This window comes from Coleofasciculus sp. H7-2, from assembly GCF_042747725.1.
Taxonomy (GTDB): Bacteria; Cyanobacteriota; Cyanobacteriia; order Cyanobacteriales; family FACHB-T130; genus FACHB-T130.
The window spans coordinates 14582-40225 of record NZ_JBHZGO010000064.1; the positions used below are offsets into that span (position 1 = coordinate 14582).

The window sequence follows — 25644 nt, forward strand, 5'->3', positions numbered from 1 at the left end:
AAGCAAGGAGAGGGACGTAAATTTATCCTAAATTTTGCTTTCTTTAGAATGGGTCAGCAATTAGGAGAAACTTTTAAATGAAAGAGAATAGGATTACTCGAAAGCATCTAGTTTCTAGTCTGCTAACGGGTCTGTTGCTCGGCGCGATCGCTGGGACGCCGATCGGCTGGTTTACGCATCGAGCCTATGCTGAGCAACGTTTGGCTAAGAATTTAATTTGCCGAGAGCAACATCGAAATGAGCCTGAAGCGGTTGTGCAATCTATCTGCGGCTCAAGATTCTAAAGTTTTCTAATAATTGTCTTCGTGGGTGCGATCGCGCCCTTTTTTATTGCATCGGGAAGGATGCGATCGCCGTACAGGTTATTTTGGCAGATTTGGATTTTTGCGGAGGATGCGATCGCTCTAAACAGACAAACGAGCGAAAAGAGCGATCGCCTAATCCTCTTCTGAATGCGATCGCTGCGTTATCAACGAATTAGGCAAATCGTCCAAACTCTTGTTAACTGCGCTACAGAAAGCCTTCATTTGCCAAACCGTCATCGTCGGTTCTGCCAATCCCCGTTCCCAACGGCGAATGGTTGAAACTGACACGCCCATCAGTCTTACCAAGTCTTCTTGAGAGAGTCCAGCTGCCAAACGCAGTTTTTTAAACGGAGAATCAGTCTCCTCTGGTTGACTTTTCTTTGGTCTTGCCATTAACATGATAAAACCGCTCGAATTAAACGGTTTATTCAAGCGTTAGTTTACACAGAACAACAAGCAGACAGCTCAAAAAGCCGTCATTTGGCTAGTTAGCTGCCCGGAATAGTTGTTTCTCACACCATTTCACTTTATGGCTACAACAGATCCGACCATTGCCCCCCTTTTTAAGGGGGGTTGGGGGGATCTTCAATGTGTCATCACTCAGAGTGAATTGGTATCAGAACAAAAAGTTTAACAGCCTATGCGACCAAATCGTTCGCCTTGGCAATCTTTGTCGTGTCCATAAAAGATTTATGACCTACTTTAACCAGCTGCATCCCTGGTGCATCATCCTCCCACTGCCTTCCTTACAGTCAATTGTCGTTGCCCGTTTTCGTCGTCGCGGCGACGCGGAAGCACATCTGCAAATCCTCAAGCGAACCATCCCCAACGTCACCTACGAAATCATCTTCGACGTGACACCCAAACCCGCCGACCAGACTAACGAGATGGAATTACCCCAACCCAATCCTCACCTCAACTGAAGCGATTATGACGATATTGTTTCGCCAGATTAAACCTTTCAAATTTCGGATCGCCTTTGACCTGATTGCCAAATTCTTAGGCATTCCTCAATCCCAGATTGTACGCGCTGAATGCTGGCGTTATATTCTGTTTGTTCATCGGCGCGATCGCGGTGGACAATTCATCAGTTACCGTAAACTGGTGAGTGTGGATACAAGCGATCGCTTCCCTGATTCAAACTTGTACAACCCTGGAAGACTTGCGCCAAATCTGGATTAAACGCAGGGATGATCTCACCAGTCGGTTGGCATGAAGTGCCGCGACGGCGCGATGTACATTCGCTTTCTGGTTAAAACTAGCAAAAGAGCGATCGCAATTGACACGCTTAGTCACGGAAATTTGGGTTCCAAGCTTCCGTACCAATCAGCAGCAACTCTTCCAGCGTCAGAATCCGATTCTCAGTCGGGTGTTCGGGTTTGAGAACGTCTAAGAGTATCCACAAAATATCAGGTGCTGGTTTATTCAGGTTTCCATTCTCAATTCTCGAAATGGCTGCAATGCTCACCCCAAGAACTTTAGGCAATGACTCTCCCAACTCTCCATAGAAGTGGGCCTCATACTCCTTCGTCTGTTCGCTCAACTTATGAACACTAAAGCCTTTCGCTTCCCGACAGGCTCGTAAGAAGTTGCCCATCTGCCGCAGTCCTTCATCTGTAAACCTTCGTCTCAACGACTCTCTCTTCCTTCTTACAGGTAAAACTGCCAGTAATCGCCTTTACTGCCTAAAGCTAAGCTATTATGCCTCACTTTGCGACTATTTTTTTCAAGTTAGTAACTTGAATCATTTTATGTTACAATGTTATAAACAAGGGTTAACCTTTTAACCTTCCAGTAATCCCCAACGAAGTAGTATTTCCAGCTCATAGCTGCTGGAAATTAAGCCAGATGAGTGCTGTTTGTGCTAACTACAAGGTTCGCACGCCTGTACGCATCTACCCAATCAAATATCTATGAACAAATCCAAAGCGACAGAAGCACTGCGGGTAGCACCGGGAATTGCTGCCATCAAAGCAGCACTGAACCAACGCGGCGATCGCATCTGCTTTCCTCCATAAACAGCCCATCTGGACTGTCTGGGTTACAGATAACCAATACTAACTGGCATTTCAGCGCACTCCCATCAGCCGATGGAGACTGCACTCGCAAAAGAACGATAGCGATCGCTACACCCTCATCGCCATCATTCAAAGCACATTCACCAAAAAAAACCTAGGTATCATCGGGAAAGTTTTATGACCTACTTTAACCAGCTTCACCCTTGGTGCCTGATGCGTCGCCTACCCAAGTTGCAAACCTCGGTTGTCGCTCGTTTTCGCCGCCGCTGTGACGCAGAAGCCCATCAGCGAGTTCTCCAGCGCATGGGTCCAGGCGTGAGCTACAATATCGTTTTCGACGTGGCAATAAAATCTGCCGATGCAACTACCTAATTAAAATCACCCCAATAAAACTCTCACATCAACTGAAGCGATGATGAGAGTTTTATTTTGCCAAATTAAATAATTGTTCTACTTTTCCCAGTTGGCTTGATAGCGCCATTTCCGCTATCTTGTTAAGCGTTACCTCTGCTTTTGTGAGGGTAAAAATCTACACTCAGGCGGTTCAGCCTCCAGACAGACGAGAGACGGCGTTTGTACCTTTAAAGTAGCAGAGATAATTGATTGCTCTGCGAGGCATCATGCGTTTGATGAAGGTGTTGCCGAAGGTATCGCGCCCAATTTTCCTGCTAGCTTTAGTTGTCGTCGTCATCGGCTTTTTGGCTTTTCAAATTGAGCTAGCCATTCCCGCAACACCCAGTCTCTACAACACCTTTACACCCCTCACGAAGCCTGCACCGCAGGAGATCGGCTCCTATGATGTGTTGGGATACGCGATCGCCAAAGACGAAGCACAAAGCCTGCTGGAAACTGAGGATGGGCGCAAGCAACTTCAAGCAGAAAATGGGGCGGTTGCGGTTACAGAGGACTTGATTAACCTGGGACGCAAGGCTTTTTACTCAGAAACTTTTAAAGATCAGGTCTTTCAGACTGATGTAGTCGGGGCGCTGAATGGGCCAATCAACCTAGTGACGATGACGAAAGCGATCGCGCGACTAGGAGGAAAACATACCACGAACCTCCAGATTCCCATCGATAAAGATGTCACCATCGGCGGGAGAACTTTTACCGCCGGAACCTTGCTGAACACCGGAATGGACGTGCCTGCTGGTTCAATTCTGCCGCTGGGAATGCGTACCAGCATTGAGAAGGGTAAGGTTCGAGTCGGCATCACCTGCGCCTTGTGTCATGCAGCAATCGATAGCAAAAGTGGGCGCGTTATCGAAGGTGCGCCGAACAACAATGTCGATCCAGGCTTAGTCTTAGCGATGGCTACCAACTCCGCAGCGATGTTCCACCAGACGGGTGTAAATCCCAGCAAACTCCCCTTGGGCGATCGCACTTACATTAACGCTGATGGGGCAATCGCCCGTCTCCCAGATGTCAAAGCCGTAGAAGATGCCGTCGATGCCGATTTGCTCGCTTGGCCTCCGGGTAGCTTTGATTCTACCGGAAACATGGTCAACAATCCCTCCCAGAATCCTTCCTCCTATACCCACAAAGCTTGGCCCTACGGCTGGAGTGGAAACGCTGCTATTGGCTGGTTTCACGGACTGACTACCCTCAACAGTAACGTTCACGCCACCAATTCCGACGCAACAACCGGGGCTGATTCCAGTCAAGCGTTACTGAATATTGACAAAGAGACATATTTGGGAATTATTTTCCAAAATTCAGCCAATAAAGCTTTCCGGTTGCCAGAAGGCGCAAAACCATCAGAATTCTTTGAAAAAATCGATCCCACACCAGGGGAACCGGGAATGAACCAGGTGATTAAGATGCCTGGATACCCGAAAGGTTCGCCTTTTATTTTGGATGGGTTGATGGCAAATTCACCCGGATTCCCTGTCGGCGAACAACTTAACGGAATGTCAGCTTTTCAGAATAGTTTGGCACCGCCCCCCGTTCAAACTGCTAGCACAGACACCCTGAAGCGGGGTGCAGCAATCTTCTCAAAAGCTAGTTGCGTTGAGTGTCATAGCGGACGCTACTTCACCAACCATGAAGTGATTGCAGCAAATGAGATTGGAACTCAGCCCTCACGGGGTCCGGCGCAGTCTTCCTTTGTCCGCATCTTGACAGCACCCCAGACGTATCCCAGTAACGTCCCAGTCCCCCTGCCGCCCGATCCGCCCGTGTTATCAGTGCCGACCGATATCACGCCACAGCGATCGCTAGAATTAGCCTTTGCCATCAGCAACCCAGCTGGCGGTTACAAGGTGCCTAGCTTAATTGGGCTTGCCGTAACCGCGCCTTAATCTCCATGATGGCGGTGTGGCAGCCAGTTCCGAAGCACTGAAGCGAGATGAAGATGGCTTTAGCGTTGCCGATCCCAATCGGCTGGGTATGGCAGGTACGTTGCTCAAAAATATCCAGCCCGATCCCAGCGCTAGCTTGCGAGTGCTGCTGGATCGCCACCTGCGCGAAGCCACGGTAGCCGCTAACCGAGAGAATTCTGACTTACAACAGTCGAATGTAGACGGCAGCGGACACGCTTATTGGGTAGACACCGAGGCTGGTTTCACTCCCCAAGATCAGACTGATATCATTCAATTCCTCCTCTCGTTGGATGATGACCCGGAAGTGCTGCCAGCGGTAGTGTCAAATTAGCAAGCGATCGCACTTTTTCTTCGCCTCCCTAGGAATTGGGGGGTTGAAGGGATGGAAGCGGTAATCAAAGCCAAGAAAATCCCGCTTAAAAAAGGGGGACAAACACAAAATCCCAAATTAATACAACAATGAAATTGCAAGGCGTAATTTTAGATGTCGATGGTACCCTGGTTCTGAGCAATGATGCTCATGCCCAAGCTTGGGTTGAGGGATTTGCAGCGTATGGTTATGACGTACCCTTCGATAAAGTTCGACCGCTGATTGGGATGGGTGGCGATCACATTATCCCGAAAATGGTGCCGGAATTAAATGACGAAGAAGGAGATGGGAAAGCCGTTTCCCAGAAGCGTAGAGAACTGATGGTCAACCGCTTTGCACCAACATTGCCTCCTACAAAGGGCGCGAGAGAACTGATCTTGCAAATGCAGCAGGCTGGATTAAAGCTGATTATCGCTACCTCTGCATCGAGTCAAGAACTCTCCCCGCTGCTGAAAGCCGCACAAGTTGACGATCTACTTGATGAAGCGACAACATCTAGCGACGCCGATGCCTCTAAACCAGCACCAGACATCGTGGAAGCAGCATTGAAGAAGATCCAGATGCAACCAAATCAGGTAGTGATGATTGCCGATACACCCTACGATATTGAATCTGCGAATAAAGCTGGCGTGGGTGTAATTGCGGTGCGCTGTGGTGGCTTTGACGATAATCAACTCAAGGATGCGATCGCTATCTACGACAACCCAGCCGATCTGTTAGCAAATTATGCCAGTTCTCCCTTAAACCCATCTATATAACTCTAGTCAAAAAGGCAGCAGCATCATTCGCCACTGCCTTTTTTTTACGGTTTTATGTCGGAAATGGTGGCGAAAGCCTGACCATTAAGCGTATTCTTCGTCTGCGGGATCGCCATAAGGATCTTCACTAGCAGAACGAACATCACCAAACTGTCCGTACTCGCCGGAATCCGCCGGATCGCCAAATGGATCTTCGCTGGCGGGGCGGACATCGCCGTACTCTCCGGAATCCGCCGGATCGCCAAACGGATCTTCGCTGGCGGGGCGGACTTCCCGATCGTCGTAGTTGGTAGCGTCTTGGTCGTCATTAGACCCAAGCACGGCATCCTGCACCTTTTTAAAAAACCCATCTACCATGATTTGTCTCCTTTTTCAATTGGTGTTGAAACGGCTGTGTAGAGGGTACGGATTTATTCCACATTGCCGTTGTGTATCTTACGGGCGTTTTTCGGGCGTTTTTCGTGGCTAGTGGTGCGATCGCATATTTGCAACGCAGGGATAGCAGCGCTTACTGTGCTGGGACTGGGGCTTCACTCGCTTCAGGCAGTCCCTTCAGGTCGCGCCCCGTGGGTCTGTTATTATAGCCCTGGAAGTCACGATACTGTTGCGCCTCCTCCTCCGGAACTCGAATTCCTTCAGCTGGTGGCGTTACCCAGTGAGCGCGATTTTGGGCATCGCGGTAGTAAACGCGCCCGTTCTTGGAAAGGTAGTATTTCCCCTGCGCCCCCTGCTGTTGCTTGTTCTTATTCTTGTTGTAAAGATAGTAGAGTGCGGCTGCACCCGCCAAAGTGATTGCCACTTTCTGACCCGTTGATAATCCTTTCTTGGCTTGGGGTTGGTTTGTGGGGGCAGGATTGGTCACTGTTCCACCCCGCGTATCGTCAACAGGTGGCGGCGGAGTGCTAGTCTGCGACTCTCCGCAAGCATTTAAAAACGGAACCATTAGCAACGCTGAAAGCAGCAGCGCCATTGGGCGTAAAAATCTTTTACCCTGCGGGGCTATTGTATTCATCGATTTCCTGTTCTCCCTCCGTTTCAGGATGCCTTTTTATCGAGCTGTTATGGGAAAACCTGGCGCTGTTGCAAAAACACTTTTTTAGGCAATGTCAATTAATTTCCAACAAGCAGTTGAAATGGGACATTTGCAAATGACTGAACAACAGCACAAGTACAGTATTTTTGTTTCCCTTGAATCATGAACCAATTTATTGACAATTGTCTACAACTCTAGATAGAAATTTTGGCTAGTCTTTTATCCAAAAGGAATAGACCCGAAAGTTAGTCATAAATTAGTCAGTATTTGACAACAAGCAATTGCCTCCTAATAGGGGTTTTGCCTCCCTATCGTTCGGTTGATGTGCCAGCGGAGTCATCGGGAGAGCGATCGCCTACAATCACTAATTAGCTCTGTTGATGCCTTATGTCAATTTTTTAGGCAAAACTGTATAAAAAAATATACAAACCAGCAAATATAGCGTTTCCAGAGTTGGGTGGAATATATTGCCGTTCTCACGTTTAGTAGGGGCATGGCAATCAAAATGCCCCTACAGATGTATTGCACCCAACCCTTGAATTGCTATAAATGCTCCGTGAAGCGATCGCCCGATTTTATTGTATGCTTCAATAATCAACCAATCTTCCTCGGAAATCCTTCAAATGGTATACATAATGACAGTTCCAGGCAGACAAGAATAGTCTTATGAATGCTGCCTTAGTGAAACGGTCAAAACAGATGCAATGGATACGGGTAGGTAGTCCTTTATTGTTGTTGACATTATTAACCGCTTGTAGCAGTCAATCCTCCACTAAAAACATAACAAAGGATCTACAAGTTGTCACCTCGTGGGCAGCAACAGTTCAAATGGTGAGTAATGCTTGGATACGCGGTGCTGTTCCCACAGCCTATACCAAACAAACACTGAAAAAAGCGAAGCAAGAACTCGAAAAAGAAACAAGTAAGCTAACACTACAAGCTTCCACAGAACCAGAGCGAAAACTTCTGGAGGAGCTACATCATCTTGAGGTCACGCTGAGTCAGATATCGCAGGGAATTGAGCGGGAAGATCGCCCGAATGTAGCTCAACAAATCCAAGAATTAACCAAGGAAAATCACGCGCTTAACACGCAGGCAAAAAGTGTAGGTGTACAGCAATGAGTAAAATCCTAGAAATCGCCCTCGGAATTGTTACGAGTATCGGAGGTTTCTTGGATGTGGGAGCGATCGCCACCGCATCTGAAGCAGGTTCTACATTTGGTTTCCAACTAATCTGGGTAATTATCCTAGGCACCATTTGTGTAATGTTTCTAGTAGAAATGTCAGGACGATTAGCCGCCGTCAGCAAACATACTCTAGCGGATGCAGTACGCGAACGGTTTGGGTTCAATTTTTATATCATTCCACTAATTGCTGAAATCCTGGTTGATTTTCTGGTGCTAGCCGCTGAAATTGGTGGTGTTTGTATTGCCCTACAACTGGTAACGGGTATTAGTTTTCAATGGTATGCTCTACCCGTTGCATTTGCCATCTGGTTACTTTTGTGGAAAGGAACCTTTGGTCTCATCGAAAATGGCGTTTCACTCCTAGGACTAATTACACTTGTTTTTGTCGTCGCCACCTTCAAACTGCATCCAAATCTAACAGAACTTGGCACGGGTTTATTGCCAACCCTACCCAAACATGACACCGCACATTATTTATTTATTGCTGTTAGCATTTTGGGTGCATTAATCAGCCCTTATTTGTTTTATTTCTACTCATCCGGTGTAGTAGAAGACAAGTGGGATGAAAAGTATATCGGTGTGAATCGCGCCGTTGCGATCTTAGGCATGGGCTTCGGCAGCATTGTATCGCTTGGAGTGTTAATTGTGGCGGCACTTGTCCTTTATCCCCAAGGCATCCAAGTGGATAGCTACGAACAGGCAGCGCTGATGCTAACACAACCTTTTGGTTACTGGGGCTTTATCCTGTTTGCAGCATCGTTGGGCATCGCCTGCTTTGGCGCAGCCCTGGAAGTTACCCTCGACACCGCCTACATTGTGGCTCAAGCGATGGGGTGGAATTGGGGCGAAAATCTGCACCCGAAAGATGCCGCACGGTTTAGTTTCGTCTACACCGCGTTCGTCTTTCTCGCTTCACTGCTGATGGTATTTGGTATCGATCCTTTGCAATTGACTCTCTTCTCAATGGCGATCACTACGCTGATTTTGCCACCCGTGATTTTGCCTTTTCTGGTTTTAATGAATGATGAATCTTATGTCGGTCAGTATCGTAATGGTTGGATTAGTAACAGCGTTGTAATCTTGGCGATCGCGCTAGCTTTTGTACTAGCAATTGTTGCCATCCCCCTAGAAATTATTGGAGGCTGAGATGGATATCATTCGAGATGTTCTCGATAACCAGCTAGTTGATCGCAATCAGCAGAAAATGGGCAAAATTGACGGGATTGTAATGGAATTGCGAGATGGAGAACCACCACGACTGGCTTACATCGAAGTAGGTGCAACAGTTCTGGCGCGACGGTTGCACCCGCGATTGGAACGTTGGGTAGCAGCAATCTTAAACAAGTGGGGTGCTAAGCACAGCCAACCGTTTCGGATTCCTCTATCCAAGGTGCGCGACGTTGGCATTGATGTCGAAGTCGATCTCGAAGCCGAAGCAACGCCAGCGTTAGCCTACGAACAATGGCTGCGCGATCGCATCATTGGGCGGATTCCAGGGGCAAAATAATGGCTCATAGTGAAATACATCTAGAACTGCTCCTGGGCAAACAAGTGCTAGATTCGACCGGCAAACCCGTCGGACGCCTTGAGGAGGTGCGAGCCGAACGGGAAGGCGATGAATGGATTGTCCGGAGATACCTGATTGGGGTTCCCGCTCTGTTAGAACGGTTATCAACTTGGACAATTGGGTTAGCGATTTTGCACAGTTTGGGAGCGCGTAACTTGCACGGTGGGTATGAGGTGCCGTGGGAACAGATGGATTTGGCTGACCCTCAAAAGCCGCGCTTGCGCTGTACTCTAGAAGAATTGAAGACATTGGAGCAATCAAATTCGCAGTAGGAAATTGGAGATTTTGCGACCATCACAGCAAAATTGCCCTATATTGTGACCTCTCCCCAACTCCTCCTATTAGGAATGGGAAAAGAATTTTTAACTTGGGAGCTAAAAATCCAAAAAAAGGTAGCATAAGCATTTGTTGGGTTTCGCTTACGCTCTACCCAACCTACAAATACAAGAACCGTTAGGTCTTGTATTTGAGTCAACTGAGACCCGCTATAAACGAACCGCACAGGACAGAGAATGCAGAGAAATCCCTCTTCCTCTGCGCCCTCTACAGTTCCTCGTTAAGGTGATAATCGCTCAATTACCCAGTTGCCATCGTCAAGCCGTCGGTAGTACAAGCGATCGTGCAGCCGACTCGGACGCCCCTGCCAAAATTCAATTGCTGTGGGAATGACTCGGAAGCCTCCCCAGTGTAGCGGTCGAGGAATCTCCCGATTTTCATATTGCTCTTTGAGTTCCTGCAACCGTTGCTCAAGTACCTCGCGGCTTTCAATGACTTGGCTTTGCCGCGAAGCCCAAGCCCCTAGCTGGCTTAAGAGCGGACGGCTGTGAAAATAGGCTTCTGATTCAGCATCTGACACCTTCTCCACCCGTCCCTCAATCCGCACTTGGCGTTCCAATTCCGCCCACCAGAAGACCAAGGACGCCCACGGATTGACGAGAAGTTGTTGTGCTTTTTGACTCTCGTAGTTCGTGTAGAACACGAAGCCTTGTTCGTCGAAGTCCTTGAGCAGCACCATTCTGGCGCTAGGCTTGCCATCAGCCCCGACGGTCGCAACAGTCATGGCATTGGGTTCAAGAAGCTGAGCTGCCCGTGCTTGGTCAAACCACTTTTGAAATTGTTGAAAGGGATTGGGGTCACTATCCGCTTTGCTAAGTCCAAATTGGGTGTAATCTTTACGCAGATCGGCTACGCTTGTATCCATCTTTATGTTTTTTCAATCCCTAATTAAGTATTTTCAAGCCTTGCTTGACCCCAGTTTTCATACATCCTACAAAAAAACTTATCACTTGCGGCTATGTTTATGGACTTTAGACTTTAGACTGTCTATGGGCTAGAGTTTAAAGTCTAGCCAGTCGTTCTACGAGTACCCAGGGAGCCACTGCTAGAGGTTGTGAGTGCGATGCGCCGTTCAGCCAATCTTCAACGCCTGCTGATTCTCGGTTTGACCGGCCCGATTGTGGCTCTAAATATCTGGGTTCTGTCCCAGATATTTCGCTATTTTGAGCATCTAATTACCATCCTCACCATTGCGGCAATTCTGGCTTTTTTACTGAATTACCCGGTGCGGATGTTAGAGCGGGTTCGCTTCAATCGGACGCAGGCGGTAATTATCGTTTTGGTGGCGACTTTAACGCTACTTGTCATTTTGGGCGTGACCCTGGTACCGATATTGGTAGATCAAACGACTCAACTGTTAAAAAACATTCCAGATTGGTTAGAGGCAAGCAATCAAAATCTAGATCAGTTGGACACTTGGACAAAAACTCGTCGTTTGCCTTTGGATCTCAAAGGGTTTAGCCGTCGCGTCAGTTATCAGATCGAAAACCAAGCGCAGGCTCTAGCTAGTCAGGCGTTTGGCGTGGCGCTAGGAACGTTGACCGGATTAATTGATGTCGTGTTCGTGGTGGTGCTGGCATTTTATATGTTGCTGTATGGCGATCGCTTGTGGAAAAGTTTGTTTAACCTTCTCCCACCTCAAATCGGTCTGCCATTGAGCGAATCCCTGCGGCTGAACTTTCAGAACTTTTTCATTACCCAAGTCCTCCTAGGACTGTTTATGATGGCAACGCTGACGCCAATTTTTTTGAGTCTGAACCTGCCGTTTGCCCTTTTGTTTGGCTTGCTGATTGGGGTTGCCGAACTTATTCCCTTTATCGGCGCTACCTTGGGGATTGGTTTGGTGACGCTTCTGGTGATGCTGCAAGATTTTTGGCTAGCCGTTTGGGTAGCGATCGCATCGATTTTCATGCAGCAGATCAAAGATAACCTCCTTGCTCCTAAGTTAATGGGCGATTTCACCGGACTCAATCCGATCTGGATCTTTATCGCTTTATTGATAGGAGGTCAGATAGCTGGACTGGTCGGGATTCTGGTGTCTGTGCCCCTCGCGGGTACGATTAAGGACACTATCGATACCATCCGCCTTTTGCGTCAGCCCTCAGTTGTGACGACACAGACTGTTTCTCGAAACCCCAATGACAGTTGAAGGATTACCAGAATAGATACCCCCGCCCTAAAAGCTATCAGCACAACAAACCAAGCTAGGATGCGCTGGCGAACTAAAAAAAGATTCTGCACGATCCTCAATATTGGTTTGTCTCGTGTCATTTCAACACTTTTATTTTTGTTCTATGAGGAGAAATCGGCTTCCACTGTCATCCAAAATCAGCGCGATCGCTCCTGCACTCAGACAACATTAACAGTTGCAGCTTTTTGGTTCGTTATTTTCTCAAAACTGAAGAGTATATGCACTTGGCGTGGACGTAGATTAGGATAGGTGAGGCTCAACTCATTCTCATCCTTAAATAGCTAATTCATCCTGTTCTTCCTTGTAAAATTAACAATGAATCTGCATTGTTTAGGAGTTAACTGATGCGACAGATTAATTTTTTGCTGATCTTCGCGGTGTTACTAGCGCTAGTTTTATTCAGCTTAGAAAATACCGAGCCTGCCGCCATTCAAATTGTTCAAGGTGTCGAAGTGCAAGCGCCCTTGTGTATTGAACTGATTCTGGCGACAGGTCTTGGAGCTGCCTTAGCGTGGATTTTTAGTATCTGGACGCGGTTGCTGCGAAGTTTAGAATCCGGAAAACAATTGCGTCAGATGCGTGCCAAAGACGAGCGCATCCAAGAATTAGAGGAAAATATTGAACACTACAAGGCAGAAATCGAAGAGAAACAAAGCCTGCCCTTAAACGCTACCCTCCAGACTGAAGACACAGAGGCGAATGGGGGGAAGCTAGCTAGTCTCGCGGCAGCAAAAGAACAGGAAGCCCTTGCCCAATCAATTTAGCTTCAATTGAGCTTGAGTTTATGCCGATGACCATTGGCCCAGCCCAGGAAGCGATCGCCCTTTTAATCGATTTGGCTCAGCGGGGAGAAATTGATCCCTGGGATGTCCAGGTGATTGAGGCGATCGATCGGTGCTTATTGGAACTGGAGAAAGCCGGGAACAAGCCCTCTGGCACCTTTGAAGTAGAACTGTCCCAATCCGGGCAGGCTTTTCTATATGCATCCATGCTGGTGTTACTCAAGGCGGATACGCTCTTTACGCAATCGACCCCAGACAATCTCGATCCCACCGACGAGCTGGACGACACCGCCGCCGATCCCAGACAATTGCCAACGCGGCTGGAACGCCATTTGCGACGCCGAGGGACAGCAATGCCTCCTCAAACTCGTCGCGTCACCCTACAGGAATTAATCGAACAGCTACAGCAGATAGCCACTGTACTGGAAGAAAAACCTGCTGGCCCAAACGCGACCAAAGACCCCAGTTATCGCGCCCAGTCCCGTTCCCAAGCCGCCCGCGCGATCGCTGCCCTCGCTCACCAGGAAAATCTGACCGAAACCGCAGCTCAGTTAGAGCGCTTTTTGAGCGGTCATTGGCCCCAAATGCCCCCTGGTCAGGATTGGCTGGAATTAGACCAGCTGCTAGAGTTATGGGCAGGGGTAAGACAACTCTCAGCACCGTTAAACGCGCATCAATTGCCTGAAGAGGTGGATACTGCGCCGAAACACCATGACCGAGTGGGAGTTTTTTGGGCGCTGTTACTCCTGTCTGCTCAGTCTAAGGTAGAGTTAGCCCAAGAGGAGTTCTACCAAGACCTAAAAATCCGAACGCTTTAGCGAATGATGATTCTGTACTTTCACAGGGGCGCATTCAGCGACTGCCGGTACGTTGATTAAACGCTAGGGGTAGAAACATCTAGAATATCGACAAGGTCAATCGACTAAAATGTTTGACCCGCCATCCTTTGCCTTCAGTCAAGGGATGGAATGCAGCTAAATGCACGAAAACAAAGTGGCCTAGGTTGAGGAAAAAATATTCATGAAAGCCATGATTCTGGCGGCTGGTAAAGGTACCCGCGTTCGTCCGATTACCTACACCATTCCCAAACCTTTAATTCCAATTCTGCAAAAACCAGTGATGGAGTTCTTGGTGGAACTGCTCAGGCAGCATGGGTTTGACCAGATCATGGTCAATGTCAGCCATCTTGCTAACGAAATTGAAAGCTATTTCCGGGATGGTCAGCGTTTTGGGGTGCAAATTGGCTATTCCTTTGAAGGCCGGATTGAAGAAAATGGCGAATTGATCGGCGAAGCGGTCGGTTCGGCTGGTGGGATGCGGCGCATCCAAGATTTTTCTCCGTTTTTTGACGACACCTTTGTGGTGCTGTGTGGAGATGCGCTGATTGACTTGGATCTGACCGCAGCGGTGAAGTGGCACAAAGAAAAAGGCGCGATCGCGACGATTGTGATGAAATCAGTGCCACGGGATGAGGTTTCCAGTTACGGAGTCGTCGTCACCGACGAAGAGGGACGAATCAAAGCCTTCCAAGAAAAACCGGCAGTGGAGGAAGCGCTCAGTACCAATATCAATACCGGGATTTACATTTTCGAGCCAGAAGTTTTGGATTACATCCCCTCTGGTCAGGAGTACGATATCGGTGGTCAGTTGTTCCCCAAACTGGTAGAAATGGGTGCGCCTTTCTACGGCATCCCGATGGATTTCCAGTGGGTGGATATTGGCAAAGTGCCGGACTACTGGCGGGCAATTCGCAGCGTGTTACTGGGAGAAGTCAAAAATGTGGCAATTCCCGGACAGAAAGTGGCTCCCGGTATTTATACGGGCTTGAATGTGGCGGTGAACTGGGACAACGTTGACATCACAGGTCCTGTCTACATCGGTGCCATGACGCGCATTGAAGATGGAGCCAAGATTGTCGGTCCCACCTACATTGGACCCAATTGCTGGGTGTGCAGCGGCGCGAAGGTGGAAAATAGCGTAATTTTTGAATACTCCCGCCTAGGCCCAGGAGTGCGCTTAGTCGATAAGCTGGTGTTTGGACGCTACTGCGTGGATAAGACGGGTGCCACGATTGATGTCCAAGCCGCAGCCCTCGATTGGCTGATTAACGATGCTCGTCAAGTTCTGCCCTCTAATCCGCCAGCAGAACGGCAAGCGATCGCCGATCTGCTGGGGATGGAAGCGATTTAAGTCATCGGGAAGCGGTAATCGGTAATGGGTAGTCGATAACAAGTAAATTCTCTACTCATTACCCATCCCCCATTCCCCATCACGACGAGAGATAAGTGTATCGACTCAAACTCTGCTCGTAGTTTTGCAGCAATCGCTGGGATTCCTGGATGGTAATGCGCTTATCTAGGAGTGCTTGTTCGCATAACCGACGAATCTGCTCAATCAGATCCTCGGAATCGTACTGTACATAACCCAAGACTTCCTTCATGGTGTCACCTTTGACGACGTGTTCAATTCTGTAGCTCTTGGGGGTCAGATGAATGTGAATCGTATTGGTATCGCCAAATAAGTTGTGCAGATTGCCCATAATTTCCTGGTAAGCTCCATTCAAGAACATCCCCAGGTAATAAGGTTCGCCAGACTTCAGCGTATGCAGTTCTAAAACCGACTTGACATCTCGCAGGTCGATAAACCGATCGATTTTGCCATCGCTGTCGCAGGTGAGGTCTGCCAAAATTCCGCGCCGCGTTGGTTCCTCATCCAGCCGATGAATCGGCATAATGGGAAACAGCTGGTCAATCGCCCAACAATCCGGCGCTGATTGGAAGACAGACAGGTTGATATAGTAGATGGAAGCCATGATTTTTTCCAGGTCTTCCAGTTCGTCGGGAACGTATTCCTGCTTCCTGGTAATCGCTAGAATTTTTTCACAACAAGCCCAGTAAAGACGCTCGGCTCTAGCTCGTTCGGTGAGGCGCAAAATCCCCAAATTAAATCGGCTGATGGCTTCTTCTTTGAATTGAGTGGCGTCGTGGTATAGCTCTTGGAAATTCTCCTCATTAATGGATTGGTAGGTTTCCCAGAGATAATTAATAATCGGAGATTCGCCCTCTTTTGGGGGTTCGGGTGCCCCGGATGGCACGTCGCTAGTGCCGAGGACATCAAAAATCAGCACCGACTGATGGGAAGCGATCGCTCTCCCACTCTCGCTAATCAGCGTAGGAACGGGTATCTGGTGTTCGGCACAAGCTTCCTTCAACTCTGCCACGATATCGTTGGCATAGTTCTGCATATTGTAATTTTTGGAAGCATAGAAATTGGTTTGAGAGCCGTCGTAATCCACGCCCAAACCGCCGCCGACATCGAGATATTTCATGTTAGCTCCCAGCTTGGCTAACTCGACGTAAATCTTGCTAGCTTCTTGGATGGCATCTTTAATGACGTTAATCGCAGAAATCTGAGAGCCAATGTGGAAGTGCAACAGTTGCAGCGAATCCAGCAAGTCAGCGTCTTGTAATTGGTTGACTGCCTGGATAATTTCGGGAATGGTCAAACCAAATTTAGCGCGATCGCCCGTAGATCCTCCCCAGCGTCCCACACCTTGGGTACTCAGCTTCGCCCGGATGCCCAAAATTGGCCGAATTCCCAACTGACGGCTGGCGTCAATACAAAGTTGTACTTCTTCAACCTGCTCTAACACAATCAGCGGCGTTTGCCCCAGTCGAGAAGCTAACATCGCCGTTTCGATGTATTCCCGGTCTTTGTAGCCATTGCAGATGAGTAATGCCCCAGGCGTATCCAACATCGCCAAAGCAATCATCATCTCTGGCTTCGAGCCAGCTTCCAAGCCAAACTGATGGGGTTTACCAAATCGCACCAAATCCTCAACCAAGTGCCGCTGCTGGTTGCACTTGACCGGAAAGACGCCTTTGTAAGTACCGGAATAGTTGTAACGAGCGATCGCTTTCGCAAAACAAGCGTTCAATCGCTCAATCCGGTCTTCTAAAATATCTGAAAAGCGAATCAACAGTGGCAGCCCCAGATTCCGCTGCTTCAGGGCATTGACCAGTTCAAATAAATCCAGAGAACCACCACGCTCTCCCTTCGGAGAAACTGTAACGTGACCGGCTGCATTAATCGAAAAGTACGGTTGACCCCAACCTTCAATCCGATACAGGTTCTCACTCTCTTCTATTGACCAGGATGGGGGCGAGCTTTCACGGCTTATCCGCGTCAAAGCCATGTCATGTTTTTCCCGTCCTGCATTTCTCCGGGCAAGGGCACCGGAGGTGCCAGGGTTATTCGATGAACTCTGTGCCACAATTTCTTCCTGTGATGGCTCTTCTTCAATTGCTGGCGTAAACTGCTCGCCCATTTTTTATCTATCCTCCCTGTCCCCTGTCGAGTAGCTAGTCTATCGCATTCACTCATCATAGGCAGGCGTGTTGTCTTGAATCAGTACCTGCGGTTGGATGTCTGTTTAATTCCCATTCCAAAATTTGCACTTGGGGATTGTCTATGAGTAATTCTCTGCTTTGAAAACTCTCAAAGCTGCAAAAGCTCGGCTTCTTGCCTGCTACAACCACCTCTTTTTCCTGGTTACTAAATTTCTTTGTCTGAAAGATGGCAGACAATTTTTGCTAAAATCTGCCTCTAGTGAGTTATACCGAGTTTTTCAAATTTTGATAAAACTTTGATATAAATTACCCAATATCTATCAGCCGTGCTAGTTGAGGGCGTTCAATGCTCAATCAGCCCGATAAGCCTCCTATACAGCGCTTTAGCCTTGTTTTTCTGTACCAGATGGTTCAGAAGTACCCACTCGCCTTTTGGGGTGGTTTGTGGGCGTCCGTGATTACCATCGCCGCAGTAGCAGCGCTAGGTCTAGTTAGTACAGGCCCCGTCGAGCCGGAGGAATCTAAACCTGTTGAACCAATGCCTACCGTAACGACGGTTCCAGAACCAGAGACACCACCACTGCCAAGCTTCACAACCAGTCAGTCATCCGAGACCCCGTTGCCAAGCTTTACAGTGGTTCCGGAAGCTCCGAAGCAACCGGAAGTGCCACGGTGGTTGTATGGTGCGATCGCATTGGGCTTTGTCACTGGAACGCTGTTGATAGCGCTGAACCTGAGTCGTTCATCGCAGCGTAAATCTCTCAAACGGTCAAAGCCGACTGCAAGCGTCCGCAAAAAAACACCCCACCCGACTCAAAAGCGTCGTCCCATGCCGCCAAAGCAAGCGGCAGAAGACTTCCCTAAACCTCAAGAAGTGCCCCTAATGATGACAAATTATGGGATGACTGAGGTAACAGTGGTGCCTCCAGACGAAAATCATCCTCTGGATTGGGGCGAGGATAGTCTGGCAGAAATCATGGATATGCGAAAGCGGCAGTCTCTCTCTTCGTTGCTCAAAAAGTAATCGTTAATGAAAGTTTTGAGTTTTGAGTTTGAAGAAAGTTTTTAATTCAAAACTCAAAACTCAAATTTTTTTACCAAATACCAGAATTCAAGATGCAAGTAAATATTTTTTAGCTAATTACTTTTGACTTGCCGAAAGTAGCGATCGCCAGTCTTTAATTGCTTTTTCTGACCAGAGCCAGTTTTTACTAAGGGCTTCGGGTTGCAAGTTAACCGGGTCTTCGGAGATCGCCTTTTGCCGCAGCTTACGCGCTTCATCCAAAAGTTTTGCTTGCTTATCAGCGGGTTGGGATGCAGCCAATTTACTAAGCCCGATCGCTAATCCTGCATAAGTGGTCAAAGCTTCTTGTTGGGCAACCGATCCGGCGACAGCGGCTGGCTTTTCTTCTATCAAGTAAAACGCATCAAACCAAATTTGGTTAGCACGATCGAGATTCCCTTCTAAGTAGTAGGCAAACCCTAGGGCATTGAGGTATTTGGCAGACTTGGGTTGCTTTTTGACAGCTAGCTCCCAGAATCGACGGGCATCATCCAAGCTGTAATCCTTGCTGCCAGTTTGAACAGACTGCCACGCCAGACGCCCTCTCAGGAAGCTAATGGCTGGGTCATCGATTTTCTGTTTGCTAACGTTGTCAAGCGCCCCTTGGGCTTGCGGTAACGCTCCTCGGTTGAGCAATTCTTCTACAGCCACCACTGCGGCGGATAAGTTATTTTGACTGAACTGTTCAATAGCGATCGCCGTGACAGTCGGGGTATTGGCTGTCTGGAGATTGACATTTTTGAGGTTGGGACTAGGGAGCGCCGGAAGCGAGGTGATCGGTTTCTCCTGAGAGAACAACAAGTCTGAAGGTTGCGGACGACGTTGCAATAACCAGAAACCCAAAAGCGCGATCGCCATCGTCGATCCTAACGCCAGCAAGGCTCGGAGTGGGACACGCTTGACTCGTCGCTGTGCGTCCTTCCCGTCCCCACGCTGCCAGAATCGCTGCCAGGGTTTCCGGGCAGCATATCCCAGTAGCGATTCTTCCGACCCCGCGTTTTTAGGTGCTGACTGAGCAGCGATCGCTGGAGTGACGGGTTGAGGGGATGTTTTCGACACGAGTAGCGGGTGAGCGGTGATGGTCGTCAAATTCTCCCTTTCTCCTGGTCTGTCCCTCTGCTGGTCTGCTTCTGTTTCCCTATGCGCCTCTGCTGCTAAAGGTTCGGGCTTCAGCTGGCGAAACAGATCCGCTACCATTGCTGAGTCGTCTTCGTAGCCAATATCGTCATACTCCAAATCATCAACCGGATCGACCCAGTCGGGATCGTCATACCCGTATAAGTCATCCTCTAAGGAAACGTCTGAAGCCTCGTCGGTGCTTAAGAAACCGGATCTAGACACAGCCGGTGCCGTGAATACCGCTTCTTCCTCCCGATTAGAAAGCGTAGAGCCAAGCCCTCCCCAAGCCAGGTCTGCACCAGTTGCGTCAGGCAACTGAAGTCGCTCTGCTTTGGCATTGATGGCATGATGACCCGGTGTCAAGTAACCGTCAAATTCCGGGTGAAGATAGAGGATGGGTAAAGCCCAGTAAAGCTGGCGAGAACCGTAGGTAGAAATTAAACTTTGCCGCGCTCGACTCAGGCTGAGGTCAATCGGATAACCTTGATTCAGATTGCCGTAAAACCGCCGCGCCAAGGTCAAAGCGACTTGATCCGGAATTCGTTCTGCCATCGCCAGCACGCTCTTGATTCCGCGTTTGACGAGCGCTTCTGCCAAATTCCCCTCTGCCGCACCGTCACTGGGATCTGAGGCGGCGGTATGAGCGCCCCGACAAGAGTTAAACACTGCTAGCTGGACGCCATTATTGACGAGCAACCCCGCTAAGTCATCCCCGCTTAACATCTCCGTCAGCCCGGTTTGGCGGCTCACTAGGTAGAGATTGCCGCCGTAGGCTCCTTGGTCGCTATGACCTGCGTAGTGGAAAACTTGATATTGACCTTGTTCCAACTCGTGCGTCAGCTGCTCCGTACCGGGTTGTTCCAGAACGGTGAGTTGAATTTCTGGTAAGCCATTCCGGGAACGGTGACTCAGTTCTGCTTGCAGGTGACTGACTTCTTGTTTGAGCGCCAAACTTTCCTGGTCGTTGGGGGCGGCGATCGCCATCAAAATTTTCAGCAACGGTTGATTTGACCCAGAACCTAACGAGACGGTGGGACTTCTCAACCTTGTACTCGTCTGGTAGCGGGAGAAGGCAACATCGGTGACCGTCGCTAGGGGGCGATCGCCATCGTGCAATACTTCCCAAGGCAAGCTGAGTAAGCGACTATCTTTCAATCCCAAGCGCAGCCGCAATACTTCTTGCCGGTCTTGAGCGATCGCTTGAGCGATCATCCAACTATCTCGCAGCGTCCCTTGGAACAAAGCATCGTAAAGCTGCTGCCCTAGCGCCACCAAGTTAAGAGAAGATTGAGTAACTTCTCGGTTCGGGGAACCCGATCGAGAAGTATCGCTAGGAGACAGAGCCATCAGCAAAGGATCATTCATCAGGTGCCTCGCCTGAGCCAACCAATCCTCCACTTGCCACGTTACCTGCTCTTCAGCAAATGGGACGGCACCCGGTGCGGCAACCCATTCTGTCCGCACCCAATATTTATTTTCCCCTAAGGGATTTACAGAGATATGAAATTCCTGAGCCACTGCTACTATGCACTCCTGCTTCAGTTAGAACCCTCTAGCTGCTTTTCTGACCTGGAGGAGGAATTGTTTCCCTTTCTTCCTAGATTGATTCAATTTACTTAAAGTTTCCATGAAGAGCAATTTCGTTTTTTTTGAACGCAGATGCTGTTGATGGATGCCGGGAAGAGCAGGGAGAAAATTTCTAATTTAATCGTTAAATTTGCCCCGACTTAATCCGGATAGTTGAGGAATCCTTCAGAAGAGTAGATTGGTAGATGCACCCTGATTGACATCCCCTGGCTCGCCGGTTTGAGCCGGGGATTTTTTTTGTGATTCGTTACGCGGTGTACAACTTTCTGTATTTCTCCCGGCTTCAAGGGTGGGTAGAGGGAGAAGAGCAAAATTTGCTTGACATTTCTATCCCCAACCCCTGCGATGGGAGCGCCGTTGCGCTAGAAAAAAGACAAGCTAAGAAAAAGTTGCACGTAGCAGATTAGCGATCGCTCCCACCGCTTTGAACGAATGAGCGATCGCCGATCGCTCATGACTAATCTAAACTGACTTCCTCAAAAGATTTAACTTCTAGAACCGGGCCAATCATCGCGAAGGTCATCACGTCGTTTCGCACCTCACCTTTGACTTTCACTTTTAGTCCCGATTTGCGTAAATCTTCTGGAGCTTTGTGGAGTTCATAGGTTTGACCCTCTTGTGTGACCAGTGCCCAGGTGCCTGGACCGAGTCCCTTGCGTTCGATGGTACCTTCTACGCTAATGCTCATGCTGTTTGCCCTTCTCCTTTGCTGGATAAATAGGCGAGTCCGATACACAGGAGGGCATTGGTAATTAGGAATAGCCTAGCGATCGCGCCATTACCTAACCACAACATCGCCGGATCTGCTACGGCACTCACTAATAAACAGGATGCCACGCCCAAGGTCGAGCCGATCGCAAACCACTTCCAACTGCGGTGTCCTAGTAGCAATGCGACTAATGCAAAAGGAATCAACACGCTGGCAAAGATGGGATTCAATAAATCACTGCCTTGAATCGTATTGCCCAGTTCCGGAATCGAACTGCCCATCATCCGGAAAGGCCACTGGGGAAGATCGAAAATATAGAAGCCGCGCAGGAAGAATAATCCAGAACTACCGGCAACCAGACCGCTGGTTAGCGACCAACTCCAGCCAAAGGGGAAATAATTCCGCAAGAACCACGCGAGGATATAAGAACCCAATACCATCGCAATCTTGGGTAACAGTGCCACCGCACCGCCATCAATCCAGAAGCGAGGATTGAGATAGCCATTATCGCGCAACCAGCGGAAGAAGTCGCGGAAGGTAATTTGCCCGCGCACCGCCAGTTTTACAGCCGCAGAGGCATCGAGATGACCGGCACCAAAGTAGTTGAGAGCGTCATCTGGAATCACCCGTGCCGACTTTTTGAGGACGCCTAATACTTCTTCCGGTTCTGTCACGCCAGAGGCTTTAACTAAAGCCGCGACACCGGCAACGTGGGGAGACGCCATGCTGGTGCCTTGGAAAGCAGCAAAGGTGGGAATCAACTTACCATTTTCGTCATAGCTAATGGTTTCTTGCAAAATCCCACCCGATGGATTTTCTCCGGTGATTGCGCCACCAGGGGCTGAGATATCCACACCGGCACCATAGCTGGAGTAAAAGGCTTTTTCACCGGCAGAATCAATTGCTGAAACACCGATAACGTGGGGATATCGAGCTGGGTAGGAGGCAGAATTCTCATTAGAGTTGCCTGCTGCGGCTACGATGACGACGCCTTTGTTGTAGGCATAATCAATCGCTTCTTGCATTACCTGACTTTCGCCGCCACCGCCCAAGCTCATGTTAATGACATCAGCACCGTTATCGGCGGCAAACTTGATTGCTTCGGCAATATCGGCAACGGTGCCGCCGCCTTCTGCACTCAACACTTTCAGAGGCATGAGGCTGGCTTCGTAAGCAATACCAGCGACGCCATAGCCATTATTGGTGGCTTGGGCAACGGTACCGGCAACGTGGGTGCCGTGCCCGTTGTCGTCATCCGCCTCGTCGCGGTTGTTAACAAAGTCGTAGCCTTGGACAAACTTGGTATCTTTCAAGTCAGGAACGCGACTGATGCCGGTGTCAATGACGGCAACTGTCATACCTGCGCCTTTGGTTTCGTCCCAAGCAGATTCTACGTTGATACTCCGTAGGTTCCACTGCTTGCTGTACTCTGGGTCGTTGGGGACTTCCAGAGCTTTGTAGACATAGTTCGGTTCAATATATTCGGTTTTTTTGGCTAAAGGCGATTTTTTCAGAGCTTTCAGCAGATTGCGATCGCCTTTAATGATATACAAATGATCCGATTCGGAGAATTCGCTGTTGTACTGAGCGCCAAGCGATCGCACCTGTTGCACCACCTCTGCTGGTACGTCTTCGCGGAAATCCAGCACAATCGAGTCAAACTCACCTTGTGCTGCCAGTCCCTTGAAGTTAAACAGGGCAAAACCTACCCCCAATAAAAACAAGCACGCTATCAAAAGCTTTCTCATATTCACCCGTCTTGTGAGCGCCAGTTTCTCCCCACGATAACTCATGCATCTGCCTCGTGGTGTATTTAGTTTTTAGTTATTAATTTTTGTTTTTTGGAGTAATACCGCTCTTTTGCAGTAGCAAGCGATCCGAATCAGGCTGCTTGCTGCTGCAAAAGTTCTCTAGAAGCGGGAGAACCCTGCCCTTATTCTTACTGAGTACTTGTGGGTTTTCAGCCTATGAGCGTCTAATACTCACAGGACTTACGCAAAGCTTATACATATACAGTACTTACGCAAAGCTTATACATATAGCCTTCTTGTCGGTTCAATCCCCTGTGGTTGCCCTCAGATGTCGCGCAAGTTGCGTAAGTTCTGATATAGCCTTCTTGTCGGTTCAATCCCCCTGTGGTTGCCCCAGATGTCGCGCAAGTTGCGTAAGTCCTGACTCAGTTTGAGGTGAGAAAGACATTCCCTTGCCGTTAGCGCGTTCCTGCGCCTTGACTATTGTCCGAGAACCCTTGATTGGGCGGTTCGTAGGTTTGAATTTGTGTAGTATTATCGGGAGTTCTGCTGGTGAAGTTAACTTTAATATTGAGCAGTTGCAAACAAAATATTAAGATAACTATACCTGTGATTTTCATTAGTAGATGACCCATAAAATCTTTGTTAGTTTTGGAAAATGGGTTTAAATGCTATTTTTTGATTTCTTGGTTATAAATTCTAGGTTCTTATGCTAATAAACTGGATGATTTACTTTAAATAGTTTTTCAAATAGAGTTTTATCTTATATACTAATTAAATATGTTAGGTATAGCGCTGACATCAACCTTTGTTGCTCCAAGCGAGAAATTCGACCAGTAACAAATGTCTGATAAATCACTTGCTCGATGGTGAACTGGGGTAGATAAAGGTGAGATTGCATCTTGCTTTGTTGAACTCGATGCTTTTAATTATGAAGGTTTTATAAAGAGCATCTAGTGATAGAAACCTATAGCAAAATGTGACATTATTGCTGTAAATATTTGATTGAAATCCCCAAGTTTGAGTGATGGGCTTGACTCACAAAATGTGACTGGCTCTTCACGGCTTTGTGATCTCGATCGTAGCTAGAAACCGGGTGCATCCCAATCAGAGCCAAAATATCTAGCGATGTTCGCGATCGCGGCTACGCCAACCCCCTTACTCCTCTTCAGAATAACTATGCATTACCCAAATCTGTTGAAATCATGTAGAGGTGAAGCATTCGCGCAGAAATATTTGGGTTGAACAGGACTTATGCAAAGCTTTACATATAGCGCTTTGTAGGGGCAATCCCCCTGTAGTTGGGTCTTTCAGATGTCGCGCAAGTTGCGTAAGTCCTGTTGAAGTGACTTGTACAAGGCGCGAATGCTTCACCCTCAACCTGAGAATCTCTATACCCAGCATTTATACTTAGCAGATAGCCGAAGGGGAGCTAACCAGGGATAGATGCAATCGTCTGTTAGGCTGCAAGATATCAGAATAGTGAAAGGGCGAAAATCCGACAATGGAAAGAGGTTTGTTGTGGCTGCCCCTACTGGCAGCGTTTACCTGGCTGGCTTGGCAAGGCTGGAATGAGTATCAAAAAGTTGAAGCTTATCGCCTCTGGGCACAGCAGTTTGAGCGATCTAAGTACGATATCTATGCGGTGCTGGCTCAAAATGACAGCAATTTGACCTGGGGAAAACCCACGCGCCAAGGTCCGGTGGAGGTGCAAACGTTTTCTCTGAAGGATGTCAAAGCGATTCGGCTGCTGGTAGATGACAAGCCTACAGATTTAGAAGCACTGCCCAGTAAAGGTCGTGTCGCCTCGTTGGAATTTGTCTTTGCACCAGCAGCTTCGGTGAAAATCCCTTTTACTGAAATCCCCCTCGCCGCCGAATGGGGAAAGTTTCTACAGCAGGAATTACAAAACTTGGCAGAGGGGAAAGTGTAGCGATTCTCTGGCAAAGAGGCAAGGCGGGTTTTGGACTTCTATGGGATGGCGATCGCTCATTTCTCCGATGTATGGAATGTCAGCGCCAAAAAAACCCGTATTAACGGGTTTATAAGCGATCGCACTACTTAAAGGGAAAAACTAAACTATTAAAGAACTTCTTTCATGGACTTGACATCATATACGGGTTGCTATGCATAGATTCTGCTTGAGAAAATTGCTTTTTCAGCCTCCGACAATCCGTAAAACAGAAGTGTGCTAGTAAAGG

27 protein-coding genes are annotated in these 25644 nt (G+C 48.5%); 17 read left to right on the forward strand and 10 right to left on the reverse strand.

Annotation, left to right across the window (positions count from 1 at the left end; all coding sequences use genetic code 11):
* Positions 1 to 77: 77 nt before the first annotated feature.
* Complete coding sequence (locus ACFW2W_RS13220) at positions 78 to 284, forward strand: hypothetical protein (protein WP_378178506.1); 207 nt, start codon at positions 78 to 80, stop codon at positions 282 to 284.
* Positions 285 to 437: 153 nt separating this feature from the next.
* Here the strand turns inward: ACFW2W_RS13220 and ACFW2W_RS13225 are convergent, their stop codons facing one another.
* Positions 438 to 698, reverse strand: coding sequence for a helix-turn-helix transcriptional regulator (locus tag ACFW2W_RS13225; RefSeq protein ID WP_378178509.1), 261 nt, complete (start codon positions 696 to 698; stop codon positions 438 to 440).
* A 299-nt stretch (positions 699 to 997) separates the two neighbouring features.
* Here ACFW2W_RS13225 and ACFW2W_RS13230 point away from each other — a divergent pair, with 299 nt between their 5' ends.
* The gene (locus ACFW2W_RS13230) at positions 998 to 1228 is read left to right on the forward strand and encodes a hypothetical protein (protein ID WP_378178512.1); all 231 of its coding nucleotides are present in this window, start codon (positions 998 to 1000) and stop codon (positions 1226 to 1228) included.
* Between the two features lie 7 nt (positions 1229 to 1235).
* Complete coding sequence (locus ACFW2W_RS13235; protein ID WP_378178515.1) at positions 1236 to 1487, forward strand: hypothetical protein; 252 nt, start codon at positions 1236 to 1238, stop codon at positions 1485 to 1487.
* 106 nt (positions 1488 to 1593) lie between these two features.
* Here the strand turns inward: ACFW2W_RS13235 and ACFW2W_RS13240 are convergent, their stop codons facing one another.
* Positions 1594 to 1938 (reverse strand): helix-turn-helix domain-containing protein, encoded by a 345-nt coding sequence (locus tag ACFW2W_RS13240; protein WP_378178518.1) that lies wholly within the window; start codon positions 1936 to 1938, stop codon positions 1594 to 1596.
* Positions 1939 to 2500: 562 nt separating this feature from the next.
* On the opposite strand from ACFW2W_RS13240, the gene ACFW2W_RS13245 reads away from it, so the two are divergent.
* From ACFW2W_RS13245 to ACFW2W_RS13260, 4 genes are all read left to right on the forward strand, one after another.
* Positions 2501 to 2695, forward strand: a complete 195-nt coding sequence (locus tag ACFW2W_RS13245; protein WP_378178521.1) for a hypothetical protein — start codon at positions 2501 to 2503, stop codon at positions 2693 to 2695.
* Between the two features lie 248 nt (positions 2696 to 2943).
* Complete coding sequence (locus tag ACFW2W_RS13250) at positions 2944 to 4620, forward strand: hypothetical protein (RefSeq protein WP_378178524.1); 1677 nt, start codon at positions 2944 to 2946, stop codon at positions 4618 to 4620.
* Between the two features lie 16 nt (positions 4621 to 4636).
* Positions 4637 to 4972: a hypothetical protein gene (locus tag ACFW2W_RS13255; protein WP_378178527.1), complete on the forward strand. Its 336-nt coding sequence runs from the start codon at positions 4637 to 4639 to the stop codon at positions 4970 to 4972.
* Between the two features lie 128 nt (positions 4973 to 5100).
* Positions 5101 to 5769, forward strand: a complete 669-nt coding sequence (locus ACFW2W_RS13260; RefSeq protein WP_378178530.1) for an HAD family hydrolase — start codon at positions 5101 to 5103, stop codon at positions 5767 to 5769.
* Positions 5770 to 5853: 84 nt separating this feature from the next.
* On the opposite strand, the gene ACFW2W_RS13265 is transcribed toward ACFW2W_RS13260, so the two are convergent.
* Together ACFW2W_RS13265 and ACFW2W_RS13270 are read right to left on the reverse strand one after the other, a co-directional pair.
* Positions 5854 to 6126 (reverse strand): translation initiation factor, encoded by a 273-nt coding sequence (locus tag ACFW2W_RS13265; RefSeq protein ID WP_378178533.1) that lies wholly within the window; start codon positions 6124 to 6126, stop codon positions 5854 to 5856.
* A 151-nt stretch (positions 6127 to 6277) separates the two neighbouring features.
* Positions 6278 to 6781, reverse strand: coding sequence for a hypothetical protein (locus ACFW2W_RS13270; protein WP_378178536.1), 504 nt, complete (start codon positions 6779 to 6781; stop codon positions 6278 to 6280).
* 687 nt (positions 6782 to 7468) lie between these two features.
* Between ACFW2W_RS13270 and ACFW2W_RS13275 the strand changes: the two genes are divergently transcribed.
* From ACFW2W_RS13275 to ACFW2W_RS13290, 4 genes are read left to right on the forward strand one after another with little or no spacing between them, the layout of a single operon-like run.
* Complete coding sequence (locus ACFW2W_RS13275) at positions 7469 to 7924, forward strand: hypothetical protein (RefSeq protein WP_378178539.1); 456 nt, start codon at positions 7469 to 7471, stop codon at positions 7922 to 7924.
* Entirely contained in the window at positions 7921 to 9135 is a 1215-nt protein-coding gene (locus tag ACFW2W_RS13280) for an NRAMP family divalent metal transporter (RefSeq protein WP_378178542.1), read from the forward strand. Before ACFW2W_RS13275 ends, ACFW2W_RS13280 begins: the two co-directional genes overlap by 4 nt.
* Before the next feature lies 1 nt (position 9136).
* Complete coding sequence (locus ACFW2W_RS13285; protein WP_378178545.1) at positions 9137 to 9496, forward strand: hypothetical protein; 360 nt, start codon at positions 9137 to 9139, stop codon at positions 9494 to 9496.
* Positions 9496 to 9828 carry a hypothetical protein gene (locus tag ACFW2W_RS13290; RefSeq protein ID WP_378178548.1) on the forward strand — a complete coding sequence of 111 codons (333 nt, stop codon included), beginning with the start codon at positions 9496 to 9498 and terminating at the stop codon, positions 9826 to 9828. The genes ACFW2W_RS13285 and ACFW2W_RS13290 overlap by 1 nt, the downstream gene beginning before the upstream one ends.
* 284 nt (positions 9829 to 10112) lie before the next feature.
* Here the strand turns inward: ACFW2W_RS13290 and pdxH are convergent, their stop codons facing one another.
* Positions 10113 to 10757, reverse strand: coding sequence for a pyridoxamine 5'-phosphate oxidase (gene pdxH, locus ACFW2W_RS13295; protein WP_378178550.1), 645 nt, complete (start codon positions 10755 to 10757; stop codon positions 10113 to 10115).
* Between the two features lie 198 nt (positions 10758 to 10955).
* Here pdxH and ACFW2W_RS13300 point away from each other — a divergent pair, with 198 nt between their 5' ends.
* The 4 genes from ACFW2W_RS13300 to ACFW2W_RS13315 all read left to right on the forward strand — a co-directional run bounded on the left by ACFW2W_RS13300 (position 10956) and on the right by ACFW2W_RS13315 (position 15055).
* Positions 10956 to 12041: an AI-2E family transporter gene (locus ACFW2W_RS13300; RefSeq protein WP_378178553.1), complete on the forward strand. Its 1086-nt coding sequence runs from the start codon at positions 10956 to 10958 to the stop codon at positions 12039 to 12041.
* A 386-nt stretch (positions 12042 to 12427) separates the two neighbouring features.
* On the forward strand, positions 12428 to 12847 hold the full coding sequence (locus ACFW2W_RS13305) for a lipopolysaccharide assembly protein LapA domain-containing protein (protein WP_378178556.1): 420 nt from the start codon (positions 12428 to 12430) through the stop codon (positions 12845 to 12847).
* Between the two features lie 26 nt (positions 12848 to 12873).
* Entirely contained in the window at positions 12874 to 13683 is an 810-nt protein-coding gene (locus ACFW2W_RS13310) for a segregation/condensation protein A (protein WP_378178896.1), read from the forward strand.
* 202 nt (positions 13684 to 13885) lie between these two features.
* On the forward strand, positions 13886 to 15055 hold the full coding sequence (locus ACFW2W_RS13315; RefSeq protein ID WP_378178559.1) for a sugar phosphate nucleotidyltransferase: 1170 nt from the start codon (positions 13886 to 13888) through the stop codon (positions 15053 to 15055).
* A 79-nt stretch (positions 15056 to 15134) separates the two neighbouring features.
* Here the strand turns inward: ACFW2W_RS13315 and speA are convergent, their stop codons facing one another.
* Complete coding sequence (speA, locus tag ACFW2W_RS13320) at positions 15135 to 17192, reverse strand: biosynthetic arginine decarboxylase (protein ID WP_378178562.1); 2058 nt, start codon at positions 17190 to 17192, stop codon at positions 15135 to 15137.
* A 368-nt stretch (positions 17193 to 17560) separates the two neighbouring features.
* On the opposite strand from speA, the gene ACFW2W_RS13325 reads away from it, so the two are divergent.
* Positions 17561 to 18238, forward strand: coding sequence for a hypothetical protein (locus tag ACFW2W_RS13325; RefSeq protein WP_378178565.1), 678 nt, complete (start codon positions 17561 to 17563; stop codon positions 18236 to 18238).
* A gap of 117 nt (positions 18239 to 18355) precedes the next feature.
* Here ACFW2W_RS13325 and ACFW2W_RS13330 read toward each other — a convergent pair whose 3' ends face one another.
* From ACFW2W_RS13330 to ACFW2W_RS13345, 4 genes are all read right to left on the reverse strand, one after another.
* A complete protein-coding gene (locus ACFW2W_RS13330) occupies positions 18356 to 20914 on the reverse strand; it encodes a CHAT domain-containing protein (RefSeq protein ID WP_378178568.1) in 2559 nt (852 codons plus the stop codon).
* Between the two features lie 526 nt (positions 20915 to 21440).
* Complete coding sequence (locus ACFW2W_RS13335) at positions 21441 to 21671, reverse strand: hypothetical protein (protein ID WP_378178571.1); 231 nt, start codon at positions 21669 to 21671, stop codon at positions 21441 to 21443.
* Entirely contained in the window at positions 21668 to 23440 is a 1773-nt protein-coding gene (locus ACFW2W_RS13340; protein WP_378178900.1) for a S8 family peptidase, read from the reverse strand. Before ACFW2W_RS13340 ends, ACFW2W_RS13335 begins: the two co-directional genes overlap by 4 nt.
* A gap of 461 nt (positions 23441 to 23901) precedes the next feature.
* The gene (locus ACFW2W_RS13345) at positions 23902 to 24078 is read right to left on the reverse strand and encodes a hypothetical protein (protein ID WP_378178574.1); all 177 of its coding nucleotides are present in this window, start codon (positions 24076 to 24078) and stop codon (positions 23902 to 23904) included.
* Positions 24079 to 24947: 869 nt separating this feature from the next.
* Between ACFW2W_RS13345 and ACFW2W_RS13350 the strand changes: the two genes are divergently transcribed.
* The gene (locus ACFW2W_RS13350; RefSeq protein WP_378178576.1) at positions 24948 to 25376 is read left to right on the forward strand and encodes a hypothetical protein; all 429 of its coding nucleotides are present in this window, start codon (positions 24948 to 24950) and stop codon (positions 25374 to 25376) included.
* The last annotated feature ends 268 nt before the right edge of the window (positions 25377 to 25644 follow it).

Coding starts and splice junctions, on each gene's coding strand:
- ACFW2W_RS13260 (WP_378178530.1), top strand. CDS start 5,101: ATGAAATTGCAAGGCGTAATTTTAGATGTCGATGGTACCCTGGTTCTG.
- ACFW2W_RS13285 (WP_378178545.1), top strand. CDS start 9,137: ATGGATATCATTCGAGATGTTCTCGATAACCAGCTAGTTGATCGCAAT.
- ACFW2W_RS13250 (WP_378178524.1), top strand. CDS start 2,944: ATGCGTTTGATGAAGGTGTTGCCGAAGGTATCGCGCCCAATTTTCCTG.
- ACFW2W_RS13220 (WP_378178506.1), top strand. CDS start 78: ATGAAAGAGAATAGGATTACTCGAAAGCATCTAGTTTCTAGTCTGCTA.
- ACFW2W_RS13245 (WP_378178521.1), top strand. CDS start 2,501: ATGACCTACTTTAACCAGCTTCACCCTTGGTGCCTGATGCGTCGCCTA.
- ACFW2W_RS13275 (WP_378178539.1), top strand. CDS start 7,469: ATGAATGCTGCCTTAGTGAAACGGTCAAAACAGATGCAATGGATACGG.
- ACFW2W_RS13305 (WP_378178556.1), top strand. CDS start 12,428: ATGCGACAGATTAATTTTTTGCTGATCTTCGCGGTGTTACTAGCGCTA.
- ACFW2W_RS13350 (WP_378178576.1), top strand. CDS start 24,948: ATGGAAAGAGGTTTGTTGTGGCTGCCCCTACTGGCAGCGTTTACCTGG.
- pdxH (WP_378178550.1), bottom strand. CDS start 10,757: ATGGATACAAGCGTAGCCGATCTGCGTAAAGATTACACCCAATTTGGA.
- ACFW2W_RS13270 (WP_378178536.1), bottom strand. CDS start 6,781: ATGAATACAATAGCCCCGCAGGGTAAAAGATTTTTACGCCCAATGGCG.
- ACFW2W_RS13335 (WP_378178571.1), bottom strand. CDS start 21,671: ATGAGCATTAGCGTAGAAGGTACCATCGAACGCAAGGGACTCGGTCCA.
- speA (WP_378178562.1), bottom strand. CDS start 17,192: ATGGGCGAGCAGTTTACGCCAGCAATTGAAGAAGAGCCATCACAGGAA.
- ACFW2W_RS13225 (WP_378178509.1), bottom strand. CDS start 698: ATGGCAAGACCAAAGAAAAGTCAACCAGAGGAGACTGATTCTCCGTTT.
- ACFW2W_RS13280 (WP_378178542.1), top strand. CDS start 7,921: ATGAGTAAAATCCTAGAAATCGCCCTCGGAATTGTTACGAGTATCGGA.
- ACFW2W_RS13300 (WP_378178553.1), top strand. CDS start 10,956: ATGCGCCGTTCAGCCAATCTTCAACGCCTGCTGATTCTCGGTTTGACC.
- ACFW2W_RS13310 (WP_378178896.1), top strand. CDS start 12,874: ATGACCATTGGCCCAGCCCAGGAAGCGATCGCCCTTTTAATCGATTTG.
- ACFW2W_RS13315 (WP_378178559.1), top strand. CDS start 13,886: ATGAAAGCCATGATTCTGGCGGCTGGTAAAGGTACCCGCGTTCGTCCG.
- ACFW2W_RS13290 (WP_378178548.1), top strand. CDS start 9,496: ATGGCTCATAGTGAAATACATCTAGAACTGCTCCTGGGCAAACAAGTG.
- ACFW2W_RS13230 (WP_378178512.1), top strand. CDS start 998: ATGACCTACTTTAACCAGCTGCATCCCTGGTGCATCATCCTCCCACTG.
- ACFW2W_RS13345 (WP_378178574.1), bottom strand. CDS start 24,078: ATGGGTCATCTACTAATGAAAATCACAGGTATAGTTATCTTAATATTT.
- ACFW2W_RS13265 (WP_378178533.1), bottom strand. CDS start 6,126: ATGGTAGATGGGTTTTTTAAAAAGGTGCAGGATGCCGTGCTTGGGTCT.
- ACFW2W_RS13325 (WP_378178565.1), top strand. CDS start 17,561: ATGCTCAATCAGCCCGATAAGCCTCCTATACAGCGCTTTAGCCTTGTT.
- ACFW2W_RS13340 (WP_378178900.1), bottom strand. CDS start 23,440: ATGAGAAAGCTTTTGATAGCGTGCTTGTTTTTATTGGGGGTAGGTTTT.
- ACFW2W_RS13235 (WP_378178515.1), top strand. CDS start 1,236: ATGACGATATTGTTTCGCCAGATTAAACCTTTCAAATTTCGGATCGCC.